Origin of the sequence: Phenylobacterium montanum (genome assembly GCF_018135625.1) — a bacterium.
Classification (GTDB): Bacteria; Pseudomonadota; Alphaproteobacteria; order Caulobacterales; family Caulobacteraceae; genus Poindextera; species Poindextera montana.
Genome location: NZ_CP073078.1, coordinates 1,600,001 through 1,621,658 on the forward strand (window position 1 = coordinate 1,600,001; position 21,658 = coordinate 1,621,658).

The following is a 21,658-nucleotide window of genomic DNA, read 5'->3' on the forward strand; positions in this document are numbered from 1 at the left end:
CGGCGAGGCGGCGTAACTACTCGCCACCCCGGATCGTGTCAACCAACTGTCTTCAAAATCTTCAGGGGCCGAAACCCCCAGCTTTCAAAGCGCAAAAACCTCCCAAGAGCCAAGCCTAGGCCGGCCCACGGTCGGTCAACGAGTCAGTTGAGGCTGGGGAGCCTAGTCGCATGTTCCGGAAAAAGCAAGGCCTTTTGAAGCGCCTCGCCGCCCGGATCAGGTCGGCCCCGCCAGCGGGACGCGCTCTCTAGGCCCCTGCCCTTTCAGGCGCAAGCCCCAAAACGCCGCACGTGACCCTTTTGCGTCGGTTGCTGTGGAGGAATCGGTGGAGGGGCGACCACCAACGGCGGCGCAAAGCCTGGAAGGCGGCGGGACTCGCCCCTAAATGCTAGGCGCGCGGCCCCTTCACGCTTCGCTCTACCTCACCCGAGCCTTCCAAGGAGCGCGCGTGGCGCCGATCATCACCGTCAGCGGCCTGAACAAGACCTACGCCACCGGCTTCACCGCCCTGAAAAATGTGGACCTGGAGATTCGGGCTGGCGAGATCTTCGCCCTTCTGGGCCCCAACGGCGCGGGCAAGACCACCCTGATCGGGATCATCTGCGGCCTGGTCAACGCCAGCCGCGGCCAGGTGATCGCCGACGGTCACGACATCAAAAAGGAGTTCCGCGCCGCCCGGGCCAAGATCGGCCTGGTGCCGCAGGAGCTGAACACCGACGCCTTCGAGACCGTCTGGGCCACTGTCAACTTCAGCCGCGGCCTGTTCGGCAAGGCGCCGGACAAGGCCTACCTCGAACAGGTGCTGAAGGACCTGTCGCTGTGGGACAAGCGCAACGAGAAGATCATGGCCCTGTCCGGCGGCATGAAGCGTCGGGTGATGATCGCAAAGGCCTTGAGCCACGAGCCGCGCATCCTGTTCCTGGACGAGCCCACCGCCGGGGTCGATGTCGAGCTGAGACGCAGCATGTGGGAGATGGTGCGGCGCCTGCGCGAGAACGGCGTCACCATCGTCCTGACCACCCACTATATCGAGGAGGCCGAGCTGATGGCCGACCGCATCGGGGTGATCAACAAGGGCGAGATCATCCTGGTGGAGGATAAGGCGGCCCTGATGGAGAAGCTCGGCAAGAAGCAGCTGAGCGTGCGCCTGCAGGCGCCGATCGACTCGGTGCCCGAGGCCCTGGCCCCCTATCGGCTGGAGCTGTCGGACGATCGCTCCGAGCTGGTCTACAGCTTCGACGCCCAGCACGAGAACACCGGCATAGCCGGGTTGATGCGCCAACTGGCCGCCAGCGGCGTGGACTTCAAGGACCTGCAGACGCGGGAAAGTTCGCTGGAAGACATCTTCGTCAGCCTGGTGAGGGAACCGTCATGAACCTCTATGCCGTGCGGGCCATCTACTGGTTCGAGCTCTCGCGCTGGTTCCGCACCCTGACCCAGTCGATCCTGGCGCCGGTGATCTCGACCTCGCTCTATTTCGTGGTGTTCGGCTCGGCGATCGGCTCGCGCATGCACGCGATCGGCGGGGTCTCTTACGGCGCCTTCATCGTGCCGGGGCTGATGATGCTGTCGGTGCTGACCGAGAGCATCTCCAACGCCTCGTTCGGCATTCACATGCCGAAATGGGCGGGGACCATCTATGAGCTGCTCTCGGCGCCGGTGTCGTGGGTCGAGGCGGTGCTGGGCTATGTGGGCGCGGCGGCCACCAAGTCGGTGCTGCTGGGCGTCCTGATCCTGGCCACCGCGCGGCTGTTCGTGCCGTTCCAGATCGCCCATCCGTTCTGGATGTTGGGCTTTCTGGTGCTGACCGCCCTCACCTTCAGCCTGTTCGGCTTCATCATAGGGGTCTGGGCCGAGGGCTGGGAGAAGCTGCAGATCGTGCCGATCCTGGTGGTGACGCCGCTGACCTTCTTAGGGGGCAGCTTCTATTCCATCTCCATGTTGCCGCCGCTCTGGCGGCAGATCACCCTGTTCAACCCGGTCGTCTATCTGATCAGCGGCTTTCGCTGGAGCTTCTATGGCCTGTCGGACGTGGGGGTGGTCTTGAGCCTCTCCATGACCCTGGGCTTCATGGCCGTCTGCCTGCTCCTGATCTGGCGGATATTCCAGACCGGTTATCACCTCAGGACCTAGGGCTTCGGCGGGATCGGATAGACGATGAAATCGTCATGCTTTTCGACCCTGGCCTTGTCGCCCATGGCGTGGACGGCGGCCTGCAGCGCCAGGAGGTCGCTGTAGGGCAGTTCGAGCGCGCGTTCGTTCGGATGGGTGGGCGCCTCCATGGCGAAGTCCTTGCCAGGCGTGGTGGTCATCTCGATGTGGGCGCCCAGGATGTGGCTGACCTTGCGGTCCTTGGTGAAGGCGACGACGCGGTCGATGCTGTCGCGATAGGCGGCCAGCTGATCGAACGGGAAATAGAGCCGGCCGGGATAGAGAGCGTCACCGGACAGGAGCAGGCGGGTGTTCTCGTCGAACACCATGATGTGCGCCGGCTGGTGGCCTGGGGTCGGGATGATGTCGATCACCCGCCCGCCCAGGTCGTAGCGGGCGACGTCAGTCGGCCAAGCCTTGACGCCGAAGAAGCTGGCGACCTCCTCCGCCTTCAGGCCGACGACTGTGGTGTCCTTGCGATCGGCGAACTCGGCGTCGCCCTGGTGGTGATCGCCGTGGCCGTGGCTGTGGGCGACGATCAGGGGCGGGGCGGCATGCAGGCCGTGCACCACGCGCCAGTCCTCGATCAGCCGGTCGATGGTCGGGCGCACCTCCAGGCCGCCTGCGCCGGTGTCCAGGAGCAAGACATGATCCTTGCCGAACAGCAGGTAGAGGAACGGCCCCTCGAAATTGGTGCGGATCGACTGGCGGACGACGTAGGTGTCGTCATCATAGCGCTGGACCTGCATCTGCGGCTCGCTGGCCGAGACGCCGTTGATCCAGGGATCGAACAGGGGCGCGGCGCGAGCGGCCGGCGCGGCCAGGCAAAGAGCGGCGGTGATGGCGGCGGCGATACGGGCCAGGCTCATGCGCAGCGTTCCTTGCTGTGGCGTTCCTGCAGCCAAGTTAGGCGATCCGCTGGCGCGGGGAAGTGGGCGGATGAGAATTCCGCGTCGGTCAGGCCGGCTGCAGGATGGTGACCGTCAGAGTCGCACGCAGGCGAAAGCCGAGGTCCTCGTAGAGGCGGATGGCGCCGGCGTTGGTCTCGTAGGCGTGCAGGAAGGGAATCTCGCCGCGGGCCAGGATGCGGCGTCCGACGATGCTGGAGAGAATCTTGGCGTAGCCGCGCCCGCGATGATCGGGGTGGGTGCAGACCCCGCTGACCTCGCAAAAGCCGTCGGGCTGCATGCGCTCGCCCGCCATGGCCACGAGCCGGCCGCCTTCGCGCACGCCGATGAAGCGCCCGAGCCGGTGGGTCGCGGTGGAAAACGGGCCGGGTCTGGTCATCAGGGCCAGTTCCAGCATCTCGGGCGCGTCGGCGTCGCCGAGGGTCAGAACCTCGAAGTCCGGCTCATGCGCAGCCACATCATCGGCGAGGAACTGGCAGCACTGAGCCTGGAAGCCGACCGCCATCCCGGGTGGAACAGGCCGCTCTTCGGCCTCGACCAGGAACAGGCCGGCGGCGTCGCGCGGCAGGTCGGCCAGGGCCGCGAGGCATTCGGGCGAAACGTCCGCCGCGGCGGCGAAGGAACCGTATTCGGCGGAGAACCGCCGGGCGCGATCGTCGCCCTGGGAAAGGGGTTTCTGGCGGGTGGTCAGCGAGGCCCAGACGGGCCGATCGAGGGGATGGCTCATCGCCCCACCCTGCCAAGGTTCGCAGGCGGCCGCATACCGGATTTTGCTCAGCAGCGGTTCATCAACGCCTCCAGCGCCAGGGCCTTGGCGGCGCTGTCCTGGCCGAGGCGGGCGGCCAGTTCGCGCACGCCGACCGGATAGGCCTCGCCGCCGGCGGCGATGTCCTCGGCCATGCGGCTGGTCTCGGCGAGTCGGGCTTTCAGGGCCTCGATCTGTTCTCGGGCCAGGCCGCGGGCTTCGGCCTGTAGCAGGCGGATGCGCTCGCCGAGATTGGCGGGCGCAGCGACCGGGGCGGCGTCGGCCCAGGCCTCGGGCGTGACGACCTTGAGCGGAGCGGACATGACCTTGGCGATCCTTTCTGGCCGGGCGAAGGCGCGGCATGGGAGCAAGCTTCAGCGTTTGCGGCTGAACGCCGACTGAGGGGGCCGTTGTCGGTTGTTCATGTCCCGCAGTCTGCGTCTCGGGTCACTGAAGCGACACACCGTACCCGATATTCGAAAACGAGATTGCAGAATTGGCGCGTAGAGTGTCAGAATATCCCGACCAAATAGAGGGAGACCGCAGCCGCCATGACGGATCAAGCCGAAACGGCCGAGCGGCCGAAGCTGGACAAGGCGGCGCTGATCGCCAAGTACGCCGAGGAGCGGGCCAAGCGGCTGAGGGCCGACGGCAACCAGCAGTACCTGCAGATCACGGGCCGCCTGGCCCACTATCTGGACGACCCCTATACCCCCGTCACGCCGCGCGACCCCCTGAGCGATCACGTCACATTCGCCTTCATCGGCGGCGGCTTTGCCGGCCTGGTCACCGGGGCGCGGCTGAAGGAGGCGGGCGTGGCCGACGTGCGCCTGGTCGAGAAGGGTGGCGACTTCGGCGGCACCTGGTACTGGAACCGCTATCCTGGCGCCCAGTGCGACACTGCCTCGATGGTCTACATGCCCCTCCTGGAAGAGACCGGGCATCGGCCGAGCGAGAAATACGCCCACGCGCCCGAGATTCTGGCCCAGTGCCGGCGGATCGGCGAGCAGTACGGGCTCTACGAGCAGGCCCTGTTCCATACCGTGGTCACCGACCTGGAGTGGGACGACGCCCACAGCCGCTGGATCGTGCGCACCGATCGGGGCGATGCGTTCACGGCCAGCTTCATCGGCCTCGGCACCGGACCGCTGCATGTGCCCAAGCTGCCGGGCATTCCGGGGATCGAGCGGTTCAAGGGCCACTCGTTCCACACCAGCCGCTGGGACTATGACTATACCGGCGGCGATCCCAACGGCGGGCTGATGGAGAAGCTCGCCGACAAGCGGGTGGCGATCATCGGCACCGGCGCGACCTCGGTCCAGGCCGTGCCGCACCTGGCCCGGGCGGCGGGGCGGCTCTATGTGTTCCAGCGCACCCCCTCCTCGGTCGACGTGCGGGCCAACGCGCCGATCGATGCAGACTGGTTCGCCGGGATCGCCACGCCCGGCTGGCAACAGCGTTGGCTGGAGAACTTCACCCAGAACCAGGCCGGCGGCGGGGCCGAGGAGGACCTGGTGCAGGACGGCTGGACCGACTTGTCGCGCCGTATCCGCGAGAAAATCATGCAGTTGCCGCCGGAGGAGCGCACCCCGCGCAACATGCTGGCGGCCTATGAGGACTCCGACTTCGAGAAGATGGAGGAGATCCGCCGCCGAGCCGAAGCCATCGTCGCCGACAAGGCCACGGCGGACAGGCTGAAGGCTTGGTACCGCCAGCTCTGCAAGCGGCCCTGCTTCCACGATTCCTACCTGCAGGCGTTCAACAATCCGAACGTCACCCTGGTCGACACCGACGGCCAGGGGGTTCAGGAGATCACCGAGACCGGCCTGGTGGTCGATGGGGTCGAATATGCGGTCGACTGCATCATCTACGCCTCGGGCTTCGAGGTCGGCACCGAGTACAAGCGCCGGGCCGGGTTCGACATGACCGGGCGCGATGGGCTCAAGCTGTCAGAGGCCTGGGCCGAGGGCATGCGCACCCTGCACGGGGTGCACAGTCACGGCTTTCCCAACGCCTTCTTCGTGCAGCCGACCCAGGGCGCGAACCTGATCTCGAACGTGCCGCACAACCTGACCGAGGCCGGCCGGACCATCGGCATGATCGTGCGCCACGCGTTGGACCAAGGCGCCCGCGAGGTCGAGGTGACCCGGGAGGCGCAGGACGCCTGGATCGAGCAGCTGCTGACCGGCCCCGGCCGCATGCTGGGCTCCCCGGACTGCACCCCTGGCTACTACAACAATGAGGGCCAGGACCCCGGGCCGGCGGCGGCGCTGAACGTGGGTTATCCTGCGGGCGCAGCCGCCTATTTCCGCTACCTGGACGCCTGGCGCAGCAAGGGCGACTTTGCAGGGCTGGCGTTCCGGTAGGGCGTCAGGCGGCCTCGACCTTAGCCTTGGCCGAGCTGCGAACCCTGAGGCCGTCATAGGTGTGCGGGCCGGGATCGAACCAGCCGAACTGGGCGCGGATCTCGCCCAGGACCCGGCGGTAGGTCGCCACCTCGACATAGTTGGCGTGCCGCGGGGAGTCGACGTAGCTCATGGCGCCGCGCAGGTTCGGCCGGTGCTCGGCCTTCATGCGGGTCCAGGCCTCCAGCCCCTGACCGGTCTGGCGGATATTGGCGTCCATCACCAGCATCTGCGCCATCTCGTCGAAGCGCTGATAGGCGGCCGAGGCGAACTCGACGAAGCCCAGCACCGAGAGCCCGGCCAGCTTGCGGTGGAACAGGTTCAGATAGAGTTCGGGATGGCCGGCGTTCCAGGTGAACAGGCGCTCGTCCAGATAGGGGATGCGGTACTCGTAGCCGGTGGCGAAGAGGACGAGGTCGAACGCCTCCTCCGTGCCGTCCTTGAACACCGCACCGGTGCGGGTGAACTCGGCGATGTCGGGCTTGGCCAGGATGTCGCCATGGGCCAGGTGGTGCAGGATCTGGCTGTTCATGATCGGATGAGATTCGAGCGCCTTGTGGTCGGGCGCCGGCAGGCCGTAGCGGGTCAAATCGCCGGTGAGGACGTCGAGCATCTTCGATGGATCATCGGGCAGCATCACGCCCTTGGGCGGATGCACCTGGCCGGACAGGAAGACGTCGGTCGGGATACCGAAGATGTGCTTGGGGACGAAGCGATAGCCCCGGCGCACCGACAGGAAGGCGGCGTTGGCGCTGCGGGCGGCGTCGCAGGCGATGTCGACGCCGGAATTTCCGGCCCCCACCACCAGCACGCGCCGGCCTTTCAGCGCCTCCGACGAACGGTGCTCGACCGTGTGGCGCACGTCGCCAGCGAAACGGTCCAGGCCCGGATAGGCGGGTAGGTTCGGGTGCCAGGTGACGCCATTGGCGCACACCAGGGTCTGGTAGCGGCGGGCCTGGCCGCTCTGCAAGGTCACGTCCCAGCCGCCCTCGGCGCCGTCGCCGATGGGCGTCGCCCGGGCCACGCCGCTGCCGAAGTTGACGCCGCGCCTGAGGTCGAAGGCGTCGGCGAAGCTCTTCACATAGTCCAGGATCTGCCGGTGGTCGGGATAGTCCGGATAGCTGTCCGGCATGGGCAGGCCGAAGAAGCCGGAAGTGTATCTGGACGAGATGAAGTGGGCTGACTCGTACATGGACGAGCCGGGGTTATCGATGTCCCAGATACCGCCGACATCGGTATGACGCTCGAACTGGTCGTAGGGAACGCCTTCCAGCTTGAAGGCGCGGGCGGCCACCAGGCCCGCCGGGCCGGCGCCGACGATGCAGACGCGGCCGTCATAGGATCGGGGCCGGGGGGCGGTGCGCTCGCCCTGGGCGCGCAGGTCGCTGACCGCGAGGCCGGCGTAGACCTTGGGCCGGCGCGCCTTGAGCCACAGGCAGAACCCGATGCCGAGGGCGAAGACCACGCCATAGAGGGCCGGCAGGGCGTCGACCCAGGCGATGTCGAGCTGGGTCAGCAGGCGGAAATTGGTCGCGACCAGGGCTACAGCGAGGATCAGCCCGCCGGCTCCGACGCCTGGCAGGACCAGGGTGGTCCACGGGTTCGCGCCCTTGGTGCGGCGGAAATAGGCGATGATGGCCAGGGCTGCGAAGGCCTGCAGGCAGATCACGCCCAGGGTCGCCATGCCGATCAGGGCCGGAAACACCAGGCGATAGGGATCGGCGCCGGAGAGGGCGAAGGCGGCGAGGCAGGCCACCGTCAGGCCGCTGACCGCCAGACTGGCGTTGGACGGGGCGTAGCGCACCGGATTGAACCGCCCAAGCACCGGCGGCAGCAGCTTCTCCCGCGCCAGGGCGAACAGGTAGCGGGTGGCTGCGTTGTGGATCGCCAGGTACGAGGCCAGCAGCGACGTGCAGAGCAGCGCACCGGCCACATCGGCGGCGGCCTTGCCGCAATACTGACCGATCAGGGCGAACAGCATCTGGCCGCCCTGCCCGGCGGCGAAGGCCTTGGCGTGGCCTACGCCGATGGCGCCGACCGTGATCCAGCCGGTCAGGAGGTAGAACACCCCGATCAGGGCCACCGAAGCGTAGGTGGCTGCGGGAATGCTGCGGGCCGGCTCGCGCGCCTCCTCGCCATAGAGGGCGGCGGATTCGAAGCCGATGAACGAGGTATAGGCGAACATCAGGGCGACGGCGAAGCCGGGGGCGAACACGGTCTGGGGCGCGAACGAGGCCGCCGGCAGGGCCGCCAGCCCCTGATGGGCCACGACGGCGAGGTCGAACACGGCCAGCACCCCGATCTCGGCGATCATCAAGGCGCCCAGCACCTTGGACGACAGGTCGATCGAGCGGTAGCCCAGGACGCCGGTGATCAAGGCGCCAAGGGCGGCGAAGGGTATCCACGAGACCGGCGTTCCCAAGGACTGGCTGATCAGGGAGACGAAATAGCCGAATGCTCCGGCCATGCCGATGGTCATGGAGACATAGGCCACCACGGCGATGAAGGCCGCGCCCACCCCGGCCGGCTTGCCAAGCCCCATGGCCACATAGGTGTAGAAGGCGCCGGTATTGACCACCCGCCGGCTCATCTGGGCGTAGCCGACGGCGAAACAGGCCAGGGTCAGGGCCGCCAACAGGAAGGCGCCCGGCATTCCCGCGCCGTTTCCGCGCGACAGGGCCAGAGGCAGGTTGCCGACCATGGCCGCCAGGGGCGCGGCGGCGGCCACCACCAGGAACACGATGCGGGGCGTGGAAAGGACGCGGCGGCGCTTCTTGTCCTGTTCGAAGCTGCGGGCGGCGTCGCGGAGAGTCTCGTCCATGGTCGTCCTTGCAGCTTCAGGTTAGAGGGAGAGGCCGCGTTCGGCCAGGAAGCGGGCCTGGCCCTTGCGGCCCTCGGCCTCGAGCAGGGGCAGGATGCGCGGCTGCAGCCAGGGCAACGCCCCCGCCAACCGACCGATCACCCCGTCGCCATAGGGCACGTAGACCTCGGCCTTGTCGCCATCAAGGGCGCGAAGGGCCGCCTCGGCCACCTGATCCGTGGTCAGCACGGTCTTGTTGAGGAAGTTCAGCGGCGAGCCGCCGTGGGTGGCCTCATAGCGCAGCATCGGCGTATCGACCGCGCCCGGCAGCACCGCGTTCACCTGCACGCCCAAGGGCGCCATCTCCAGCCGAACCGAGGCCAGAAAGCCGCGCAGGCCGAACTTGGAGGCGCTGTAGGCGGCGCTGCCCGGCAGGGCGATGAGGCCGGCGGCGGAGACGATCGAGAGGATCGCACCCGAGCCTCGCGACCCCATCACCCTCGCCGCGGCCCGGGTCAGGCACATGGGCGCGATCAGGTTCACCTGGACATGGCGGATCATGTCCTCGTCGCCGATCTCGGTCACAGGGCCGGGCAGGATCAGGCCGGCGTTGTTGACCAGGAGGTCTATGGCCGGCGTGCGCGCCTGGATCAGCCGGCAGAGCTCAGCCACGCCGGCGGGGTCTGCGAGGTCGGCCACGGCCTGCTGCACCACTCGGCCGAGCCGCCCCGCCGCCTCGGCCATGCGGGCCGCGTCGCGGTCGGCCAGGATCAAGTCGAAGCCGCGGGCCTCCAGCTTCTGCGCTAGGGCCATGGCGATGGCCCCGCCCCCGCCCGTGATCAGCGCCGTCTTGCTCAATGCCGCCTCCCAGCCAAACATGACAATCAATCACATTTGCTAAATGTGATAGTCCATCATATTTGAGCCCGCAAGCGGAAACCTCGAAGGATCGCCATGACCACCCAGCCCCCCCGCCGCCGCGCGGTGCAGGCCCGCTCGCGCGAGACGGTGGAGCGCATCCTGAACGCCGCCTCTGAACTGATCGCCGAGCGCGGGGCCGACGGGGCGACCATGACCGAAATCGCCCAGCGGGCCGGCGTGGCCATGGGCTCGCTCTATCAATACTTTCCAGACAAGGCCGGGGTGATGGCCGCGCTGTTCGAGCGCCACGCCGCCCTGGTGCGCGAGATGCTGGCCGCCGCGACCGCCGGGGCCAAGCGGCTGGATGACCTGATCGCCCGGATCGGCGCCGTGGCCCAGGCCTATTTCGACCTGCACCGCGACGATCCGGTGGTGCGCAGCCTGTGGGCCGCGGTGCAGACCGACCCGGACCTGCAGGCGCTGGACGTGGCCGACAGCCTGGCCAACGCTCGGATGCTGTTCGACGTCGCCCGCCCGCTCTACGCCCGCGTCGACGAGACCCGGCTGATGGCCGCCTGCACCATCTGCATGCATCTGGCGGCGACCGCGGCCCGCCTGGCCCTGGCCATCCCCGCCCCGCTGGGCGCGGCGACGCCCGAAGTTTTTTCCGGCATGGTCAGCGGCTATTTCCTGGCCCTGGCCGAACGCGAAGCTGGGGGCGAAAAAAAAGCCGCGCCCGAAAGCGCGGCCAGTTCATAGGGAGGAAACGCCCAGGAATGGGCAGGAACGTCAGGGACGTTCCGTGACGCTATTTGTGCTGCGCCGCAGTGAAGTTCAAGGGCCGGCGCGCAGAATTCGTATGCGCTCTTCAGCACGCGCACCGCGCTGCCCAGCTTCCGCCAGCTGAGGCGACCGGGCCATCGCAGCGGCTAGTTCGCGAGCGCCGGCGCCGCTTGCATAGTAAGCCTTGACCGCGGCTATCACCTCCTTTGATCTGAGCCCATGCAGACCTCATCGATCGACCGCCGGAGACTGATCGCCGGCGTTGCGGCCGGGGCCGCCTTCGCCGCAAAGGCCGCCGCCGCGCCTCGCCCCGACTTCCTCTGGGGCACGGCAGGCGCCGCCTACCAGATCGAGGGCGGCAATTTCGCCAGCGATGTCTGGGTGCTGGAGCACCTCAAGCCCAGCCTGTTCAAGGATCCCTCAGGCGACGCCGACGACGTCTACAACCGCATCGAGTCCGACCTGGCCATGGCCGCCGGCTTCGGCTTCAACGCCCATCGTCTCTCGATCGAGTGGTCGCGCATCGAGCCTGAGCAGGGCCAGATCTCCTATGCCGGCCTGGCCTACTATCGCCGGGTGCTGGAGACCTGCCGCAAGTTGGGCATGGCCCCGGTGGTGACCTACAACCACAATACCGTGCCCCGCTGGTTCGCCGCGGCCGGCGGTTTCGAGACCCGCGACGGCATCGAGCCCTTTGTGCGCTTTTGCGAGCTGGTCACCCGGCACATGGGCGACCTGATCGCCGTGGCCGCCACCTTCAACGAACCCAATATCGGCGCCCTGCTCAGCTGGATCCCCGGACTGCAGAAGGCCGCGCCCATGCTGCAGCACATGCGCCAGTCTCTGGGCGCCGCGACAGGGTTTCCGAAGTGGTCCAGCCCGCTGCTCGGCGACTTTCGGATCCAGCAGCCGATCATGATCGAGGCCCACGCCCGGGCCTACGACGCGATCAAGGCGGCCTCGGGCGACCGCTATCCGGTCGGCGTGACCCTGGCCTTGAACGACGACCAGGACGGCGGCCCGGGCAGCGGGCTGATGACCAAGCGCGCCCAGGTCCTCACACCCTGGCTAGCGGCGCCGGGCGACATGGTCGGGGTGCAGAACTACACCAGTTCGCGCATCGGCCCCGATGTGGACCTGCCGCCAGCGCCGGGGGTCGAGTTGACCCAGATGGGCTATCCCTTCGCCCCCGAGGCGCTGGAGGCGGTGATCCGCACCGTGGCCGGCCTGACCAGGCGGCCGATCTATGTCACCGAAAACGGCGTCGCCACCGAGGATGACACCCGTCGCGTCGCCTTCATCCGGACGGCGGTGAGCGGGGTGCAGCGCTGCATCGCCGACGGCCTGGACGTGCGCAGCTATCTGCACTGGTCGCTGCTGGACAACTGGGAATGGACCAACGGCTACGGGCCCAAGTTCGGCTTGGTGGCGGTGGACCGCACCACCTTCGAGCGCCGCCCCAAGCCCAGCGCCGCCTATCTGGGCCGTATCGCCCGAACGGGCAAGGTCGCGTAGAGTGGCGAGCGATGGCGAATTCGTCCTGCCGGCCGTTGGCGCAAGGGCGCAGGGCCGGGCGCCGTCAGCCCGATCTGGCAGCTCGCCGCCTTCGCCGGCATGGGGATCGCCTTCCTCTACTATTGGCCAACATTGATGGCCCTGGTCTCGCGCCGTTCGCCGCCCCAGGTCTCCGAGGCCATGCTCGGGGTGATCTTCCTCAGCCTGTTCGTCGCCAAGACCACCATGGGCTGGGTCGGGAGCCTCTACGAGAAGATGACTCCCGCCGCCTTCTGGAGCCTGGACGCCGCGATCGCCATGGCCGGCGCGCTGTCGGTTTTCGCCCTCTGGCGACTGCTGACGCCAGAGGGCCCGCTCTGGGCCGCGACGCGCTCGGCCGCGGCTAGCGCTTAAGGTCGATGTCCCCGCGCGGGAAACTGGTCCAGGCTGAGCCAAAGAGGGGGATCAAGGGCCATTTTCGCGCGCGCCAGATGACTGTCCCCAGGAAGTCCAGATTCAAGCCGGCGTACAGCCGATGCGCGTGCTCTCTCCTGGCCCTGCTGGCCTTGCCGGCCGAAGCCGCCGCAGGCGAGGGCGCGTCGAGTAGCGATGCGGCCCTGACCGAGGTGGTGGTGGTGGCGCCCACCGCCCAGCGCGGCGCCGGCGTCAGCCTGGACCTGGTTCCTTCCGCCGCCAGCGTGGTCAACGGCGAGGCGCTGAGCGGATCGGGTCCGGCCAGCGTGCTCGGCGGGCTGAACGACCGGCTCGCAGGGGTGGTGCTGGACGAGGCGCAGGGCGACGACCTGCAGCCCAACCTGCTCTATCGCGGCTTCGAGGCCTCACCCCTGGCCGGCGATGGCCAGGGCCTGGCGGTCTATCTCGGCGGCGTGCGTTTCAACCAGCCTTTCGGCGACACGGTCAACTGGGACCTCATCCCGGACCTGGCGGTCGATCGCATGGAGCTGATGGGCTCGAACCCGGCCTTCGGGCTCAACGCCCTCGGCGGCAGCCTGTCGATCCGGCTGAAGGACGGCTTCGGCTATTCCGGCGCCGCCGCCGAACTGGGCGGCGGCTCGCACGGCAAGGTCCAGGGCGGGTTCGAGTTTGGCCGGACCGTGGGCTCGACCGCGCTCTATGTGGCTGGCCAGGGCCTGAACGACGCTGGCTGGCGCCAACATTCGCCGTCCCGCGCCGGGCAGGTCTATGCCGACCTCGGCTGGAAGCGCGGCGGCTCGGAGCTGCACCTGAACCTGATGGCCGCCCACACCGACCTGACCGGCAATGGGGTGTCTCCGGTGGAGTTGCTGGCGGTCGACCGGACGGCGGTCTTCACCTATCCCGACACCACCCGCAATCGCTTCGAGCGCGTCGCCGCCACCGGCTCGACGGCGCTGGGCGGGGGCTGGTCGCTGCAGGGAACGGCCTATTACGACCACTTCCATCAGATTACCCTGAACGGCGACGCCGCCGACGCGGCGCCCTGCCCCGGCGATGCGACGGTGCTATGCGACTCGAGCGGCGCAGCCCTGACCGGCCCGGGCGGCGCGCCGGTGTCGAACTTCGTCACCGCCAGCCCCTATGCAGCCCAGTTCCCGGCCTATGCGGCGGGCGGGCCCTATTCGGTCCTGAACACGACCGTGACCGTGACCGACGGCTATGGCGCCGCGCTGCAGGCCGAACGCGCCGCTCCGGTCTTCGGCCGGCTCAATCACCTGCTGGTCGGCGCCGGCTATGATGGCGCCAGCACAAGCTTCTCCGCCTCGACGCGGCTGGGCGCGCTGACCCTGGCGCGGGGCTTTGCCGGCCCCGGCGTGCTGCTCGACCTGGCCGACGGCTCCGTCGCCCCCGTCGGGGTGACCAGCGCCAGCGACAGCTACGGCGTCTATGTCAGCGACACCCTGGAGGCGACCCGCCGGCTCTCCCTGACCCTCTCCGGCCGCTACGGCGCGGCCCGGACGGCCCTGCACGACCAGTTGGGGACCAGCCTCAATGGCGCGCACCTGTTCCAGCGCTTCAATCCGGCGGCAGGCGCCACCTTGCGCCTGGGCCGGGGCATGACCGCCTATGCCGGCTACGCCGAGGCCAGCCGCGCGCCGACCCCCGCCGAGCTGTCCTGCGCCAGCCCCCAGGCGCCCTGCACCCTGACCAACTTCTTCGTGGCCGACCCGGCGCTGAAGCAGGTCGTGGCCCGCACCGTCGAGGCCGGGCTGCGCGGCCATCGCGCGTACGGCGACGTCAAGCTGGACTGGAGCGCCGGCGTCTATCGCACCGATCTCGCCGACGACATCCAGTTCGTCGCCAGCCCGGTCCTGGGCCGGGACTACTTCACCAATATCGGCCGCACCCGCCGCCAGGGCGTCGAGGCCGGGTTGAGCGTCGCGACAGGCCCCTGGAGTCTGTTCGCCAGCTACGCCTATGTCGATGCGACCTACCGCACGGCCCTGACGCTGGACGGCGGCCAGAACCCGGCGGCCGACGCCCAGGGCCTGATTCACGTTCGCCCTGGCGATCACATCACCAGCATTCCGGACCACAGCTTGAAGTTCGGCGGGGAATACCGCAGCGCTTCCGGCTGGAGCCTCGGGGTCAACGGGCGCTACGCCGGCCGGCAATATCTGTCGGGCGACCCGGCCAACCAGGCCCCGCCGACCAAGCCCTACTGGCTGCTCAATCTGGAAGGGCGCTACCCCATCACCCGCCGCATCGCGCTGCGCGGCTGGCTGCAGAACCTGGCCGACGCCCGCTACGCCAGCTTCGGCGCGTTTTCACCGACTTCGAGCGTGCCGATCCTCCAGGCGCCCACGGCCAGCAACCCGCGCAGCCTCAGCCCCGGCCAGCCGATCGCGGGCTTCGCCGGCTTGAGGATCAGCTTCTGAGAGAGCGGCCTGCCTGCGACGATCTCGTCCGCCACCGCGGGACCGGCCAGGGTCGAGACGTCGGGAGCCCTGGTTCTTCAGCAGGATTTGATGATCGGCCGCCTGGGCGGCAAACGGCGCAGCGGCGAGCAGGGTCAAAGCCAGCGCCAGCCCCGGGGGCGCAATTCGAATTTCGCGCCGCCGCTCGTCCGAGGCATGTGGCGACCCTAGGCCGAAAGTCGAATTCCAACTACAGTCCGCCGAGCCCACTCTTCACTCGAAATCATACGCCCTATCGGGGCGGCAAAGCTTGGACGGAGGCGGCCATGTTGCAAAAGACTCTCGAACAACTCGGCAAGGACATCTTGATGCGGCCGAAGTACGACAACTTCATCGGCGGCGACTGGGTCGCGCCGGTGCAGGGTCGCTATTTCGACAACGTGACCCCGATCAGCGGCAAGGTGATATGCCAGATCGCCCGCTCGACCGCGGAGGACATCGAGCTGGCGCTGGACGCCGCGCACAAGGCCAAGGTCGCCTGGGGCCGCACCTCGACCGCCGAGCGCGCCCTGATCCTGAACCGGATCGCCGACCGGATGGAATCCCGCCTTTCCTCCCTGGCCCTGGTCGAGACCCTCGACAACGGCAAGCCGATCCGCGAGACCACCGCGGCCGACCTGCCCCTGGCCATCGACCACTTCCGCTACTTCGCCTCCTGCATCCGCGCCCAGGAAGGCTCCCTGGCCGAGATCGACCACGACACCGTCGCCTATCACTTCCACGAGCCGCTGGGCGTGGTCGGTCAGATCATCCCCTGGAACTTCCCGCTGCTGATGGCCTGCTGGAAGCTGGCCCCGGCCCTGGCCGCCGGCAACTGCGTGGTGCTCAAGCCCGCCGAGCAGACCCCGATGAGCATCATGGTGCTGATGGACATTATCGGCGACCTCCTGCCGCCCGGCGTACTCAACGTCGTCAACGGCTTCGGCGTCGAGGCCGGCAAGCCGCTGGCCCAGAGCCCGCGCATCGCCAAGATCGCCTTCACCGGCGAGACGACGACGGGCCGGCTGATCATGCAGTACGCCTCCGAGAACCTGATCCCGGTGACGCTCGAGCTGGGCGGCAAAAGCCCAAACATCTTCTTCGACGACGTCATGGCTGAGAACGACGAGTTCTTCGACAAGGCGCTCGAAGGCTTCGCCATGTTCGCCCTGAACCAGGGCGAGGTCTGCACCTGCCCCAGCCGGGCCCTGGTCCACGCCAAGATCTATGACAAGTTCATGGAGAAGGCGGTCGCCCGGGTGCAGGCGATCAAGCAGGGCGATCCGCTGGACGTGGCGACCATGATCGGCGCCCAGGCCTCCAACGACCAGCTGGAGAAGATCCTCAGCTATATCGACATCGGCAAGGGCGAAGGCGCCAAGGTGCTGACGGGCGGCGGCCGGGCCAGCCTGGGCGGCGAACTGGCCGAGGGCTACTACGTCACCCCGACCATCCTCGAAGGCCACAACAGGATGCGGATCTTCCAGGAGGAGATCTTCGGACCTGTTGTCGCCGTCACGCCGTTCAAGGACGAGGACGAGGCGCTCTCCATCGCCAACGACACCCTCTATGGCCTGGGCGCCGGCGTCTGGACCCGCAACGGCAACCGCGCCTACCGCTTCGGCCGTAGCATCCAGGCCGGCCGCGTCTGGACCAACTGCTACCACCTCTATCCGGCCCACGCGGCCTTCGGCGGCTACAAGCAGTCGGGCATCGGCCGCGAGACGCACAAGATGATGCTGGACCACTACCAGCAGACCAAGAACCTCTTGGTCAGCTACAGCCCCAAGGCGCTCGGCTTCTTCTGAGCGTTCTCCTCCGAGCGCATCCATGGCTGGGGCTGCGGGGCCACTGTCCCCTTCCCCGGCCCTTTTTCCGGATCTAGCAGCGCCATGGTCGCCCGTATTCTGTCCACCCCCGCCGCCGACGCCCTGATCGCCCGGCTGGAGAGCGTCCATGGCCCACTGATGTTCCATCAATCGGGCGGCTGCTGCGACGGCTCCTCCCCGATGTGTTATCCGGAGGGCGAGTTCAAGGTCGGGGCCCAGGATGTGCTTTTGGGCCGCATCGCTGGCGCCTGCCCGGTCTATATCGGCGCCGCCCAGTTCGAATACTGGCGGCACACCCAGCTGATCATCGACGCCGTCCCCGGACGCGGTGCGGGCTTCTCGCTGGAGGCGCCCGAGGGCATGCGCTTCCTGACCCGCTCGCGCGTGTTCACCGACGATGAGGCCGCCGCCCTCGACGCCGAAGGGCCGCCTCGGCGCGGAGCCGGCCAGTGACCTGCTCGACCTGGCGCGGGACTGGCCTGCAACGCGGCCGCGGGTTAGCGTGCACGCGCTCGTCGTCAGGGGACGGAGCTCCCGCCTGTCTTTGCGCGGCCTGCGGCTGATGGGCGCTCGCTGCAAATGTTCGGGTCGATCTGGGCGCCGGTTTCGCCCGCAAGGCCGCTATTTCGGGAAGACCCGAGCGGGTTGCGAGACGGCTCGTGACCGCAGCCCTCCCGCGGCGGGCTTCAATAACCGGCGTCTCGCAGCTGGCGGACCAGCAGGCGGACATTAGCCGCATTGCGCACGGTCGCGGCCACGATGTGCGGCTGGCGCAGCACCGCCTGGGGCACGACCAGGCCGCCTTCGACCGTTTCGCAGGCTCCTTTCTGCTCCAGCTTGCGCACATGGCGGCGCACCGTCTCACGCGGCAAGCCCAAACGGGTGGACAGCGCGAGGGCCGAGATCGGACGCCGCAAATCGTCCGGCACATGATCTTCCAGCGCGGCGTAACGGGCGCCCGCGGCCCCGATCAGGTGGGCCGTGTTGGCGTCGATGACAGCGCAGAAGATCAGCCCGGTCAGGATGTCGCCGTCGAACAGTTGGCGCACCTCGTCCATGCACCGCAGCACATAGCCAAGCGACAGTCGGATGATCGCCCGATAGGGCGGGGCCCGCACCGCCTCCGGTTCCGGCCGCGCAGCGAGGCCGACGGAGGCCAGCTCTCCGATCAATTCGTCCACCAGCATCTTGTTGCGCAGAATGGCTCCCAGGAGCTTCTCGCTCGCCGCGGCCCTTGGCGAGGCCGCAAATCCGCGCCCGGTCTCGACCAGCCATCCCTCGGCCGCGAGTTCCGCCGACTTTCGCCGCACCGTCTCGCGCGCCAGGCCCAGCGACAGCGCCAGCTTGTGCGGCCTCAGCGGCCGGGCCTCGGCCTGGGTGGGCACGTGGTCCAGCGAATCGAACCGCCCGCGGTCGGCGGGATTGTGGTCCAGATGGCCGACATTGCCGTGGACATAGCCGATGAACACCAGCCCCTTGGCGACGTCCTGGTCGAACAGGTCACGCGCGAGCGCCATGAAGGCGAGCAGGTAGGCGGTCGACAGCCTGATCACCAGGCGATCCAGGTTTCCCGCCCGTTCCGCCGCTCCGGAAGCCGCGACGCCGGCTTTAGACGACTCGATCCCGTCCAATCGTCCAGATCCCCAAAACCGCGTGGCGAACACCCTACGCCGCGATCACTCCAATTTATTTCCGAATAGCAACACGATTCGCTGCCTTGAAGTCGTTTCCGCACAGTGTTCGCCATTTGGCTGCGCCCCGCCCGCCCGACAACATCTTTCACCTTCGCTCGGCGCAGATCGGGGCGACGACAGTTGCGAACCTGCGTCAGCTGGGTGAACCTGCGTCCCCGGTATGGCTCCGGGGGAGAGGCGCCATGTATGAACGCATCCTGCTCGCCACCGACGAGACGCGGGAAAGCCTTACCGCGCTCAGGGAAGGCGCCCTTCTGGCCCATCGCTTTCAGTCCAGCGTGTTCCTGCTGGTGGTGATCACGCACAGCACCGGCGCCCTGATGGCCGACAGCGTCTATCCGGCGCCCCGCCCGACCCAGGGCAAATCTTTGCTGGAAGCTGGCCTGGACCGGCTGCACCGGCTGGGCCTGGAGGCGTCGGGCGCGGTGGTCACCGGCGAACCGGCGGTGCAGATCGGGGCGGCGGCGACCAAGTTCAAAGCAGACCTGATCGTGGTCGGCCATCGCCGCCAAAGCCTCCTCGACCGCTGGTGGTCGGGCGCCTCGGGTGGCTACATCGTCGACCAGGTCGGCTGCAGCGTGCTGATCGCGCGCAACTGCGTCAGCGACGAGGAATTCGAGCGCCTGCTGGCGCCGCGCTGAAGCCTTCAGAAGATCCCGGGCGTCCCACCCTGGGCCAGATAGCGTCCACCGCCTCCAGCTTGTCCTTGGGCAGCAATGGCCGCGCGCCCGGGTGGTCGCCCAGGGGCATGATCTGCGGGTCCTTGGCCTTCAGCTGCGGCCAGGCCGCCAGCCCCTTCCCCCTGGCCCTATCCTCAGGGCTTGATCGACTGCGCCGCCAGCTTGGCCTCGCCGGTCAGCTTCAGGTCGGCCGAAGAGGCGCCGACGGCCACGTGATAGGTCCCGCCGCCCAGCTTCCACCTGTGGCCCGCCTCGTCGAAGTCGGCCAGCAGGCGCGGATCAGCGGTCAGGGTGACGTGCCTGCTCTCGCCCGGCTGCAAGGCCACGCGCTGGAAGCCGATCAGGCGTAGCCTGGCCTTGCCGGCGACGTCGGTCAGATAGACCTGCGGGCTGTCCGAGCCGGCCCGCGCGCCCGTGTTCTTGACGTCGAAGCTGACCTTCAGCGCCTTGCCGCCTTCGACCTTCAAACCGTCATAGGCGAAGCTAGTATAGGAGAGGCCATAGCCGAACGGGAACAGGGGCTTTTCGCCCTTGGCCGCGAACCAGCGGTAGCCGACGTTCGAGCCCTCGGGGAAGCTCATGTCGAAGGCTTCCGTCTCCGGCAGGCCCCAGCCGGGGATCTCCGGCCGAGGCAGTTGCGCCTCGCTGGCCGGGAACGTCACTGGCAGCCGCCCGGAGGCGTCGGCCTCGCCGAACAGGACATCGGCGATCGCCTCGCCGCCCTTGGCCCCGGAATACCAGGCCTCGACCACGGCGCCCGCCTGGTCCAGCCAGGGCATGGCCACAGGCCCGCCCGTCTCCAGCACCACGATGGTGTGCGGATTGGCCTTGGTCACGGCGGCGATCAGCTCGTCCTGGCCGCTCGGCAGGGACAGGTCGGCGGCGTCGACGCCCTCGGTCATCCATTGGGTGGCGAAGACGACGGCCAGGTCGGCCTTTTTCGCCGCCTCGGCCGCCGCCTTCGGATAGCGGCCGTCCTCGAAGCTCACCTGCGCGCCGGCGGCCTTGGTCCGGATCGCCTTCAGCGGCGAGGAGGGGTCGTAGACGGCGTTGCCGACAAAGCTCATGAAGCCCTCGCCGCCGACCGGCACGATCCGCGTCGGCCCGCCGGCCGGGACCACCTGCGAGGAGCCGGCGCCCGAGAGCACCCCGGCGTCGGCATGGCCGCCGATGACCACGATCGACTTTGCGGTCTTGGCCAGCGGCAGGAGGTTGTCGCGATTGGCCAGCAGCACGATGCCCTCCTCGGCCGCGCGCTTGGCCACGGCGGCGTCGGCGGCGTAGTCGATCGGGGCCTTGGTCGCCGGCTGGTCGAACAGGCCGGCGGCGAACATCGAGCGCAGGATACGCCGACTCATGTCCGAGACCCGGGCGGCGGGGATTTCGCCGCTGGCCACCGCGGCCTTCAGGGGTTCTCCGAAGAAGACCTGCTTGTCCAGCTGCTCGCCGGATTCCTGGTCGAGGCCGCCGCTGGCCGCCCCCACCCCATGCACCGCCCCCCAGTCGGACATGACGAAGCCCGGATAGGCCCAGTCGCCCTTCAGGGTCTTGTTCAGCAGCTGGTCGTTTTCGCAGGCATAGACGCCGTTCACGCGGTTGTACGAGCACATCACCGAGCCCGGATGGCCGCGTTCGATGGCGATCTCGAAGGCCAGAAGGTCGCTTTCCCGCGCCGCGGCCTCGCCGATGTTGGCGCTGACGATGTTGCGGCCGGTCTCCTGGTCATTGAGGGCGAAGTGCTTGGTGGTGGAGACCACGTGCTGGCCCTCGGTCCCGCGGATCGCCTCGCCGGCCATCACCCCCGAGAGCAAGGGATCTTCGCTGTAGTATTCGAAATTGCGCCCGTTGCGCGGGTCGCGGATCAGGTCGACCCCGCCGCCCAGCAGCACGTTCAGCCCCTTGCTCCAGGCCTCGTGGCCGATCATGGCGCCGGCCGCATAGGCCGCCTCGGGGTCGAAGGTCGAGGCCATGGCCAGGCCCGACGGCAAGGGCGTCGCCACATCGCCCACACGCACATTGCCCGGATTGGCCACGCCCAGGCTGGCGTCGCTCTCCTGCAGCGCCGGCACGCCCAGGCGCGGGACGCCCGGGATGTAGCCGGCCGAGCCGACCGCGCCGGCGGGCAGCTTGCCGCCGAAGAAGAACGGCATGGCCATCGGCCCGTGCAGCAGGCCGTAGCGCTCGTCCGGCGTCAGCTGCTGGTCCAGGAGCTTGGCCCGTTCGTCGGGCGACAGCTTGGTGTTCATCCAGGGATGGGCCGGCGTCGCGGTCTGGGCCAGGGCGGGGGTCGCCGCCAAAAGGACGGCGCCGGCGAGGAGCAGGGAACGCAGGGTCATCGGGTTTGGTCTTTCATCGGCGCAAAATGGCGCCGCGGACGTCCGAAGCGCCCGCGGCCTTGGGTGAAGGGACTTGTG

Annotated in this window: 17 protein-coding genes; 10 read left to right on the forward strand and 7 right to left on the reverse strand. The window is 68.4% G+C overall.

What is annotated here, in order from left to right; genetic code table 11:
* The first annotated feature begins 448 nt into the window (after positions 1 to 448).
* Positions 449 to 1,375, forward strand: a complete 927-nt coding sequence (locus tag KCG34_RS07045; protein WP_249138248.1) for an ABC transporter ATP-binding protein — start codon at positions 449 to 451, stop codon at positions 1,373 to 1,375.
* Positions 1,372 to 2,133 carry an ABC transporter permease gene (locus KCG34_RS07050; RefSeq protein ID WP_211939676.1) on the forward strand — a complete coding sequence of 254 codons (762 nt, stop codon included), beginning with the start codon at positions 1,372 to 1,374 and terminating at the stop codon, positions 2,131 to 2,133. Before KCG34_RS07045 ends, KCG34_RS07050 begins: the two co-directional genes overlap by 4 nt.
* Here the strand turns inward: KCG34_RS07050 and KCG34_RS07055 are convergent.
* The 3 genes from KCG34_RS07055 to KCG34_RS07065 all read right to left on the reverse strand — a co-directional run bounded on the left by KCG34_RS07055 (position 2,130) and on the right by KCG34_RS07065 (position 4,127).
* On the reverse strand, positions 2,130 to 3,020 hold the full coding sequence (locus KCG34_RS07055; RefSeq protein WP_211939677.1) for an MBL fold metallo-hydrolase: 891 nt from the start codon (positions 3,018 to 3,020) through the stop codon (positions 2,130 to 2,132). The genes KCG34_RS07050 and KCG34_RS07055 overlap by 4 nt on opposite strands.
* 88 nt (positions 3,021 to 3,108) lie before the next feature.
* Positions 3,109 to 3,786 carry a GNAT family N-acetyltransferase gene (locus KCG34_RS07060; protein WP_211939678.1) on the reverse strand — a complete coding sequence of 226 codons (678 nt, stop codon included), beginning with the start codon at positions 3,784 to 3,786 and terminating at the stop codon, positions 3,109 to 3,111.
* A 47-nt stretch (positions 3,787 to 3,833) separates the two neighbouring features.
* A complete protein-coding gene (locus KCG34_RS07065; protein WP_211939679.1) occupies positions 3,834 to 4,127 on the reverse strand; it encodes a hypothetical protein in 294 nt (97 codons plus the stop codon).
* Positions 4,128 to 4,355: 228 nt separating this feature from the next.
* On the opposite strand from KCG34_RS07065, the gene KCG34_RS07070 reads away from it, so the two are divergent.
* The gene (locus KCG34_RS07070) at positions 4,356 to 6,170 is read left to right on the forward strand and encodes a flavin-containing monooxygenase (protein ID WP_211939680.1); all 1,815 of its coding nucleotides are present in this window, start codon (positions 4,356 to 4,358) and stop codon (positions 6,168 to 6,170) included.
* A gap of 4 nt (positions 6,171 to 6,174) precedes the next feature.
* On the opposite strand, the gene KCG34_RS07075 is transcribed toward KCG34_RS07070, so the two are convergent.
* Entirely contained in the window at positions 6,175 to 9,030 is a 2,856-nt protein-coding gene (locus KCG34_RS07075; RefSeq protein ID WP_211939681.1) for an amino acid permease, read from the reverse strand.
* 21 nt (positions 9,031 to 9,051) lie between these two features.
* The gene (locus KCG34_RS07080) at positions 9,052 to 9,867 is read right to left on the reverse strand and encodes an SDR family NAD(P)-dependent oxidoreductase (protein ID WP_211939682.1); all 816 of its coding nucleotides are present in this window, start codon (positions 9,865 to 9,867) and stop codon (positions 9,052 to 9,054) included.
* A gap of 96 nt (positions 9,868 to 9,963) precedes the next feature.
* Here KCG34_RS07080 and KCG34_RS07085 point away from each other — a divergent pair, with 96 nt between their 5' ends.
* From KCG34_RS07085 to KCG34_RS07110, 6 genes are all read left to right on the forward strand, one after another.
* Positions 9,964 to 10,629 carry a TetR/AcrR family transcriptional regulator gene (locus tag KCG34_RS07085; protein WP_211939683.1) on the forward strand — a complete coding sequence of 222 codons (666 nt, stop codon included), beginning with the start codon at positions 9,964 to 9,966 and terminating at the stop codon, positions 10,627 to 10,629.
* Between the two features lie 243 nt (positions 10,630 to 10,872).
* Entirely contained in the window at positions 10,873 to 12,168 is a 1,296-nt protein-coding gene (locus tag KCG34_RS07090; protein WP_211939684.1) for a glycoside hydrolase family 1 protein, read from the forward strand.
* 99 nt (positions 12,169 to 12,267) lie between these two features.
* Entirely contained in the window at positions 12,268 to 12,561 is a 294-nt protein-coding gene (locus tag KCG34_RS07095) for a hypothetical protein (protein WP_211939685.1), read from the forward strand.
* 152 nt (positions 12,562 to 12,713) lie between these two features.
* A complete protein-coding gene (locus KCG34_RS07100) occupies positions 12,714 to 15,023 on the forward strand; it encodes a TonB-dependent receptor (protein ID WP_211939686.1) in 2,310 nt (769 codons plus the stop codon).
* A 305-nt stretch (positions 15,024 to 15,328) separates the two neighbouring features.
* Positions 15,329 to 16,849, forward strand: a complete 1,521-nt coding sequence (adh, locus tag KCG34_RS07105) for an aldehyde dehydrogenase (protein ID WP_211939687.1) — start codon at positions 15,329 to 15,331, stop codon at positions 16,847 to 16,849.
* 84 nt (positions 16,850 to 16,933) lie between these two features.
* Positions 16,934 to 17,323: a DUF779 domain-containing protein gene (locus KCG34_RS07110; protein ID WP_211939688.1), complete on the forward strand. Its 390-nt coding sequence runs from the start codon at positions 16,934 to 16,936 to the stop codon at positions 17,321 to 17,323.
* 233 nt (positions 17,324 to 17,556) lie between these two features.
* Here the strand turns inward: KCG34_RS07110 and KCG34_RS07115 are convergent, their stop codons facing one another.
* The gene (locus KCG34_RS07115; RefSeq protein WP_211939689.1) at positions 17,557 to 18,423 is read right to left on the reverse strand and encodes a winged helix-turn-helix domain-containing protein; all 867 of its coding nucleotides are present in this window, start codon (positions 18,421 to 18,423) and stop codon (positions 17,557 to 17,559) included.
* Positions 18,424 to 18,746: 323 nt separating this feature from the next.
* Between KCG34_RS07115 and KCG34_RS07120 the strand changes: the two genes are divergently transcribed.
* Positions 18,747 to 19,205 carry a universal stress protein gene (locus KCG34_RS07120; protein ID WP_211939690.1) on the forward strand — a complete coding sequence of 153 codons (459 nt, stop codon included), beginning with the start codon at positions 18,747 to 18,749 and terminating at the stop codon, positions 19,203 to 19,205.
* Between the two features lie 173 nt (positions 19,206 to 19,378).
* Here KCG34_RS07120 and KCG34_RS07125 read toward each other — a convergent pair whose 3' ends face one another.
* Positions 19,379 to 21,580, reverse strand: coding sequence for a beta-glucosidase (locus KCG34_RS07125; protein WP_211939691.1), 2,202 nt, complete (start codon positions 21,578 to 21,580; stop codon positions 19,379 to 19,381).
* Positions 21,581 to 21,658: the final 78 nt, after the last annotated feature.

Excerpts from the sequence above, each read along its gene's own strand:
- KCG34_RS07070 (WP_211939680.1), top strand. The coding sequence starts at position 4,356 with ATGACGGATCAAGCCGAAACGGCCGAGCGGCCGAAGCTGGACAAGGCG.
- adh (WP_211939687.1), top strand. The coding sequence starts at position 15,329 with ATGTTGCAAAAGACTCTCGAACAACTCGGCAAGGACATCTTGATGCGG.
- KCG34_RS07120 (WP_211939690.1), top strand. The coding sequence starts at position 18,747 with ATGTATGAACGCATCCTGCTCGCCACCGACGAGACGCGGGAAAGCCTT.
- KCG34_RS07095 (WP_211939685.1), top strand. The coding sequence starts at position 12,268 with ATGGGGATCGCCTTCCTCTACTATTGGCCAACATTGATGGCCCTGGTC.
- KCG34_RS07065 (WP_211939679.1), bottom strand. The coding sequence starts at position 4,127 with ATGTCCGCTCCGCTCAAGGTCGTCACGCCCGAGGCCTGGGCCGACGCC.
- KCG34_RS07085 (WP_211939683.1), top strand. The coding sequence starts at position 9,964 with ATGACCACCCAGCCCCCCCGCCGCCGCGCGGTGCAGGCCCGCTCGCGC.
- KCG34_RS07125 (WP_211939691.1), bottom strand. The coding sequence starts at position 21,580 with ATGACCCTGCGTTCCCTGCTCCTCGCCGGCGCCGTCCTTTTGGCGGCG.
- KCG34_RS07090 (WP_211939684.1), top strand. The coding sequence starts at position 10,873 with ATGCAGACCTCATCGATCGACCGCCGGAGACTGATCGCCGGCGTTGCG.
- KCG34_RS07075 (WP_211939681.1), bottom strand. The coding sequence starts at position 9,030 with ATGGACGAGACTCTCCGCGACGCCGCCCGCAGCTTCGAACAGGACAAG.
- KCG34_RS07110 (WP_211939688.1), top strand. The coding sequence starts at position 16,934 with ATGGTCGCCCGTATTCTGTCCACCCCCGCCGCCGACGCCCTGATCGCC.
- KCG34_RS07050 (WP_211939676.1), top strand. The coding sequence starts at position 1,372 with ATGAACCTCTATGCCGTGCGGGCCATCTACTGGTTCGAGCTCTCGCGC.
- KCG34_RS07055 (WP_211939677.1), bottom strand. The coding sequence starts at position 3,020 with ATGAGCCTGGCCCGTATCGCCGCCGCCATCACCGCCGCTCTTTGCCTG.
- KCG34_RS07060 (WP_211939678.1), bottom strand. The coding sequence starts at position 3,786 with ATGAGCCATCCCCTCGATCGGCCCGTCTGGGCCTCGCTGACCACCCGC.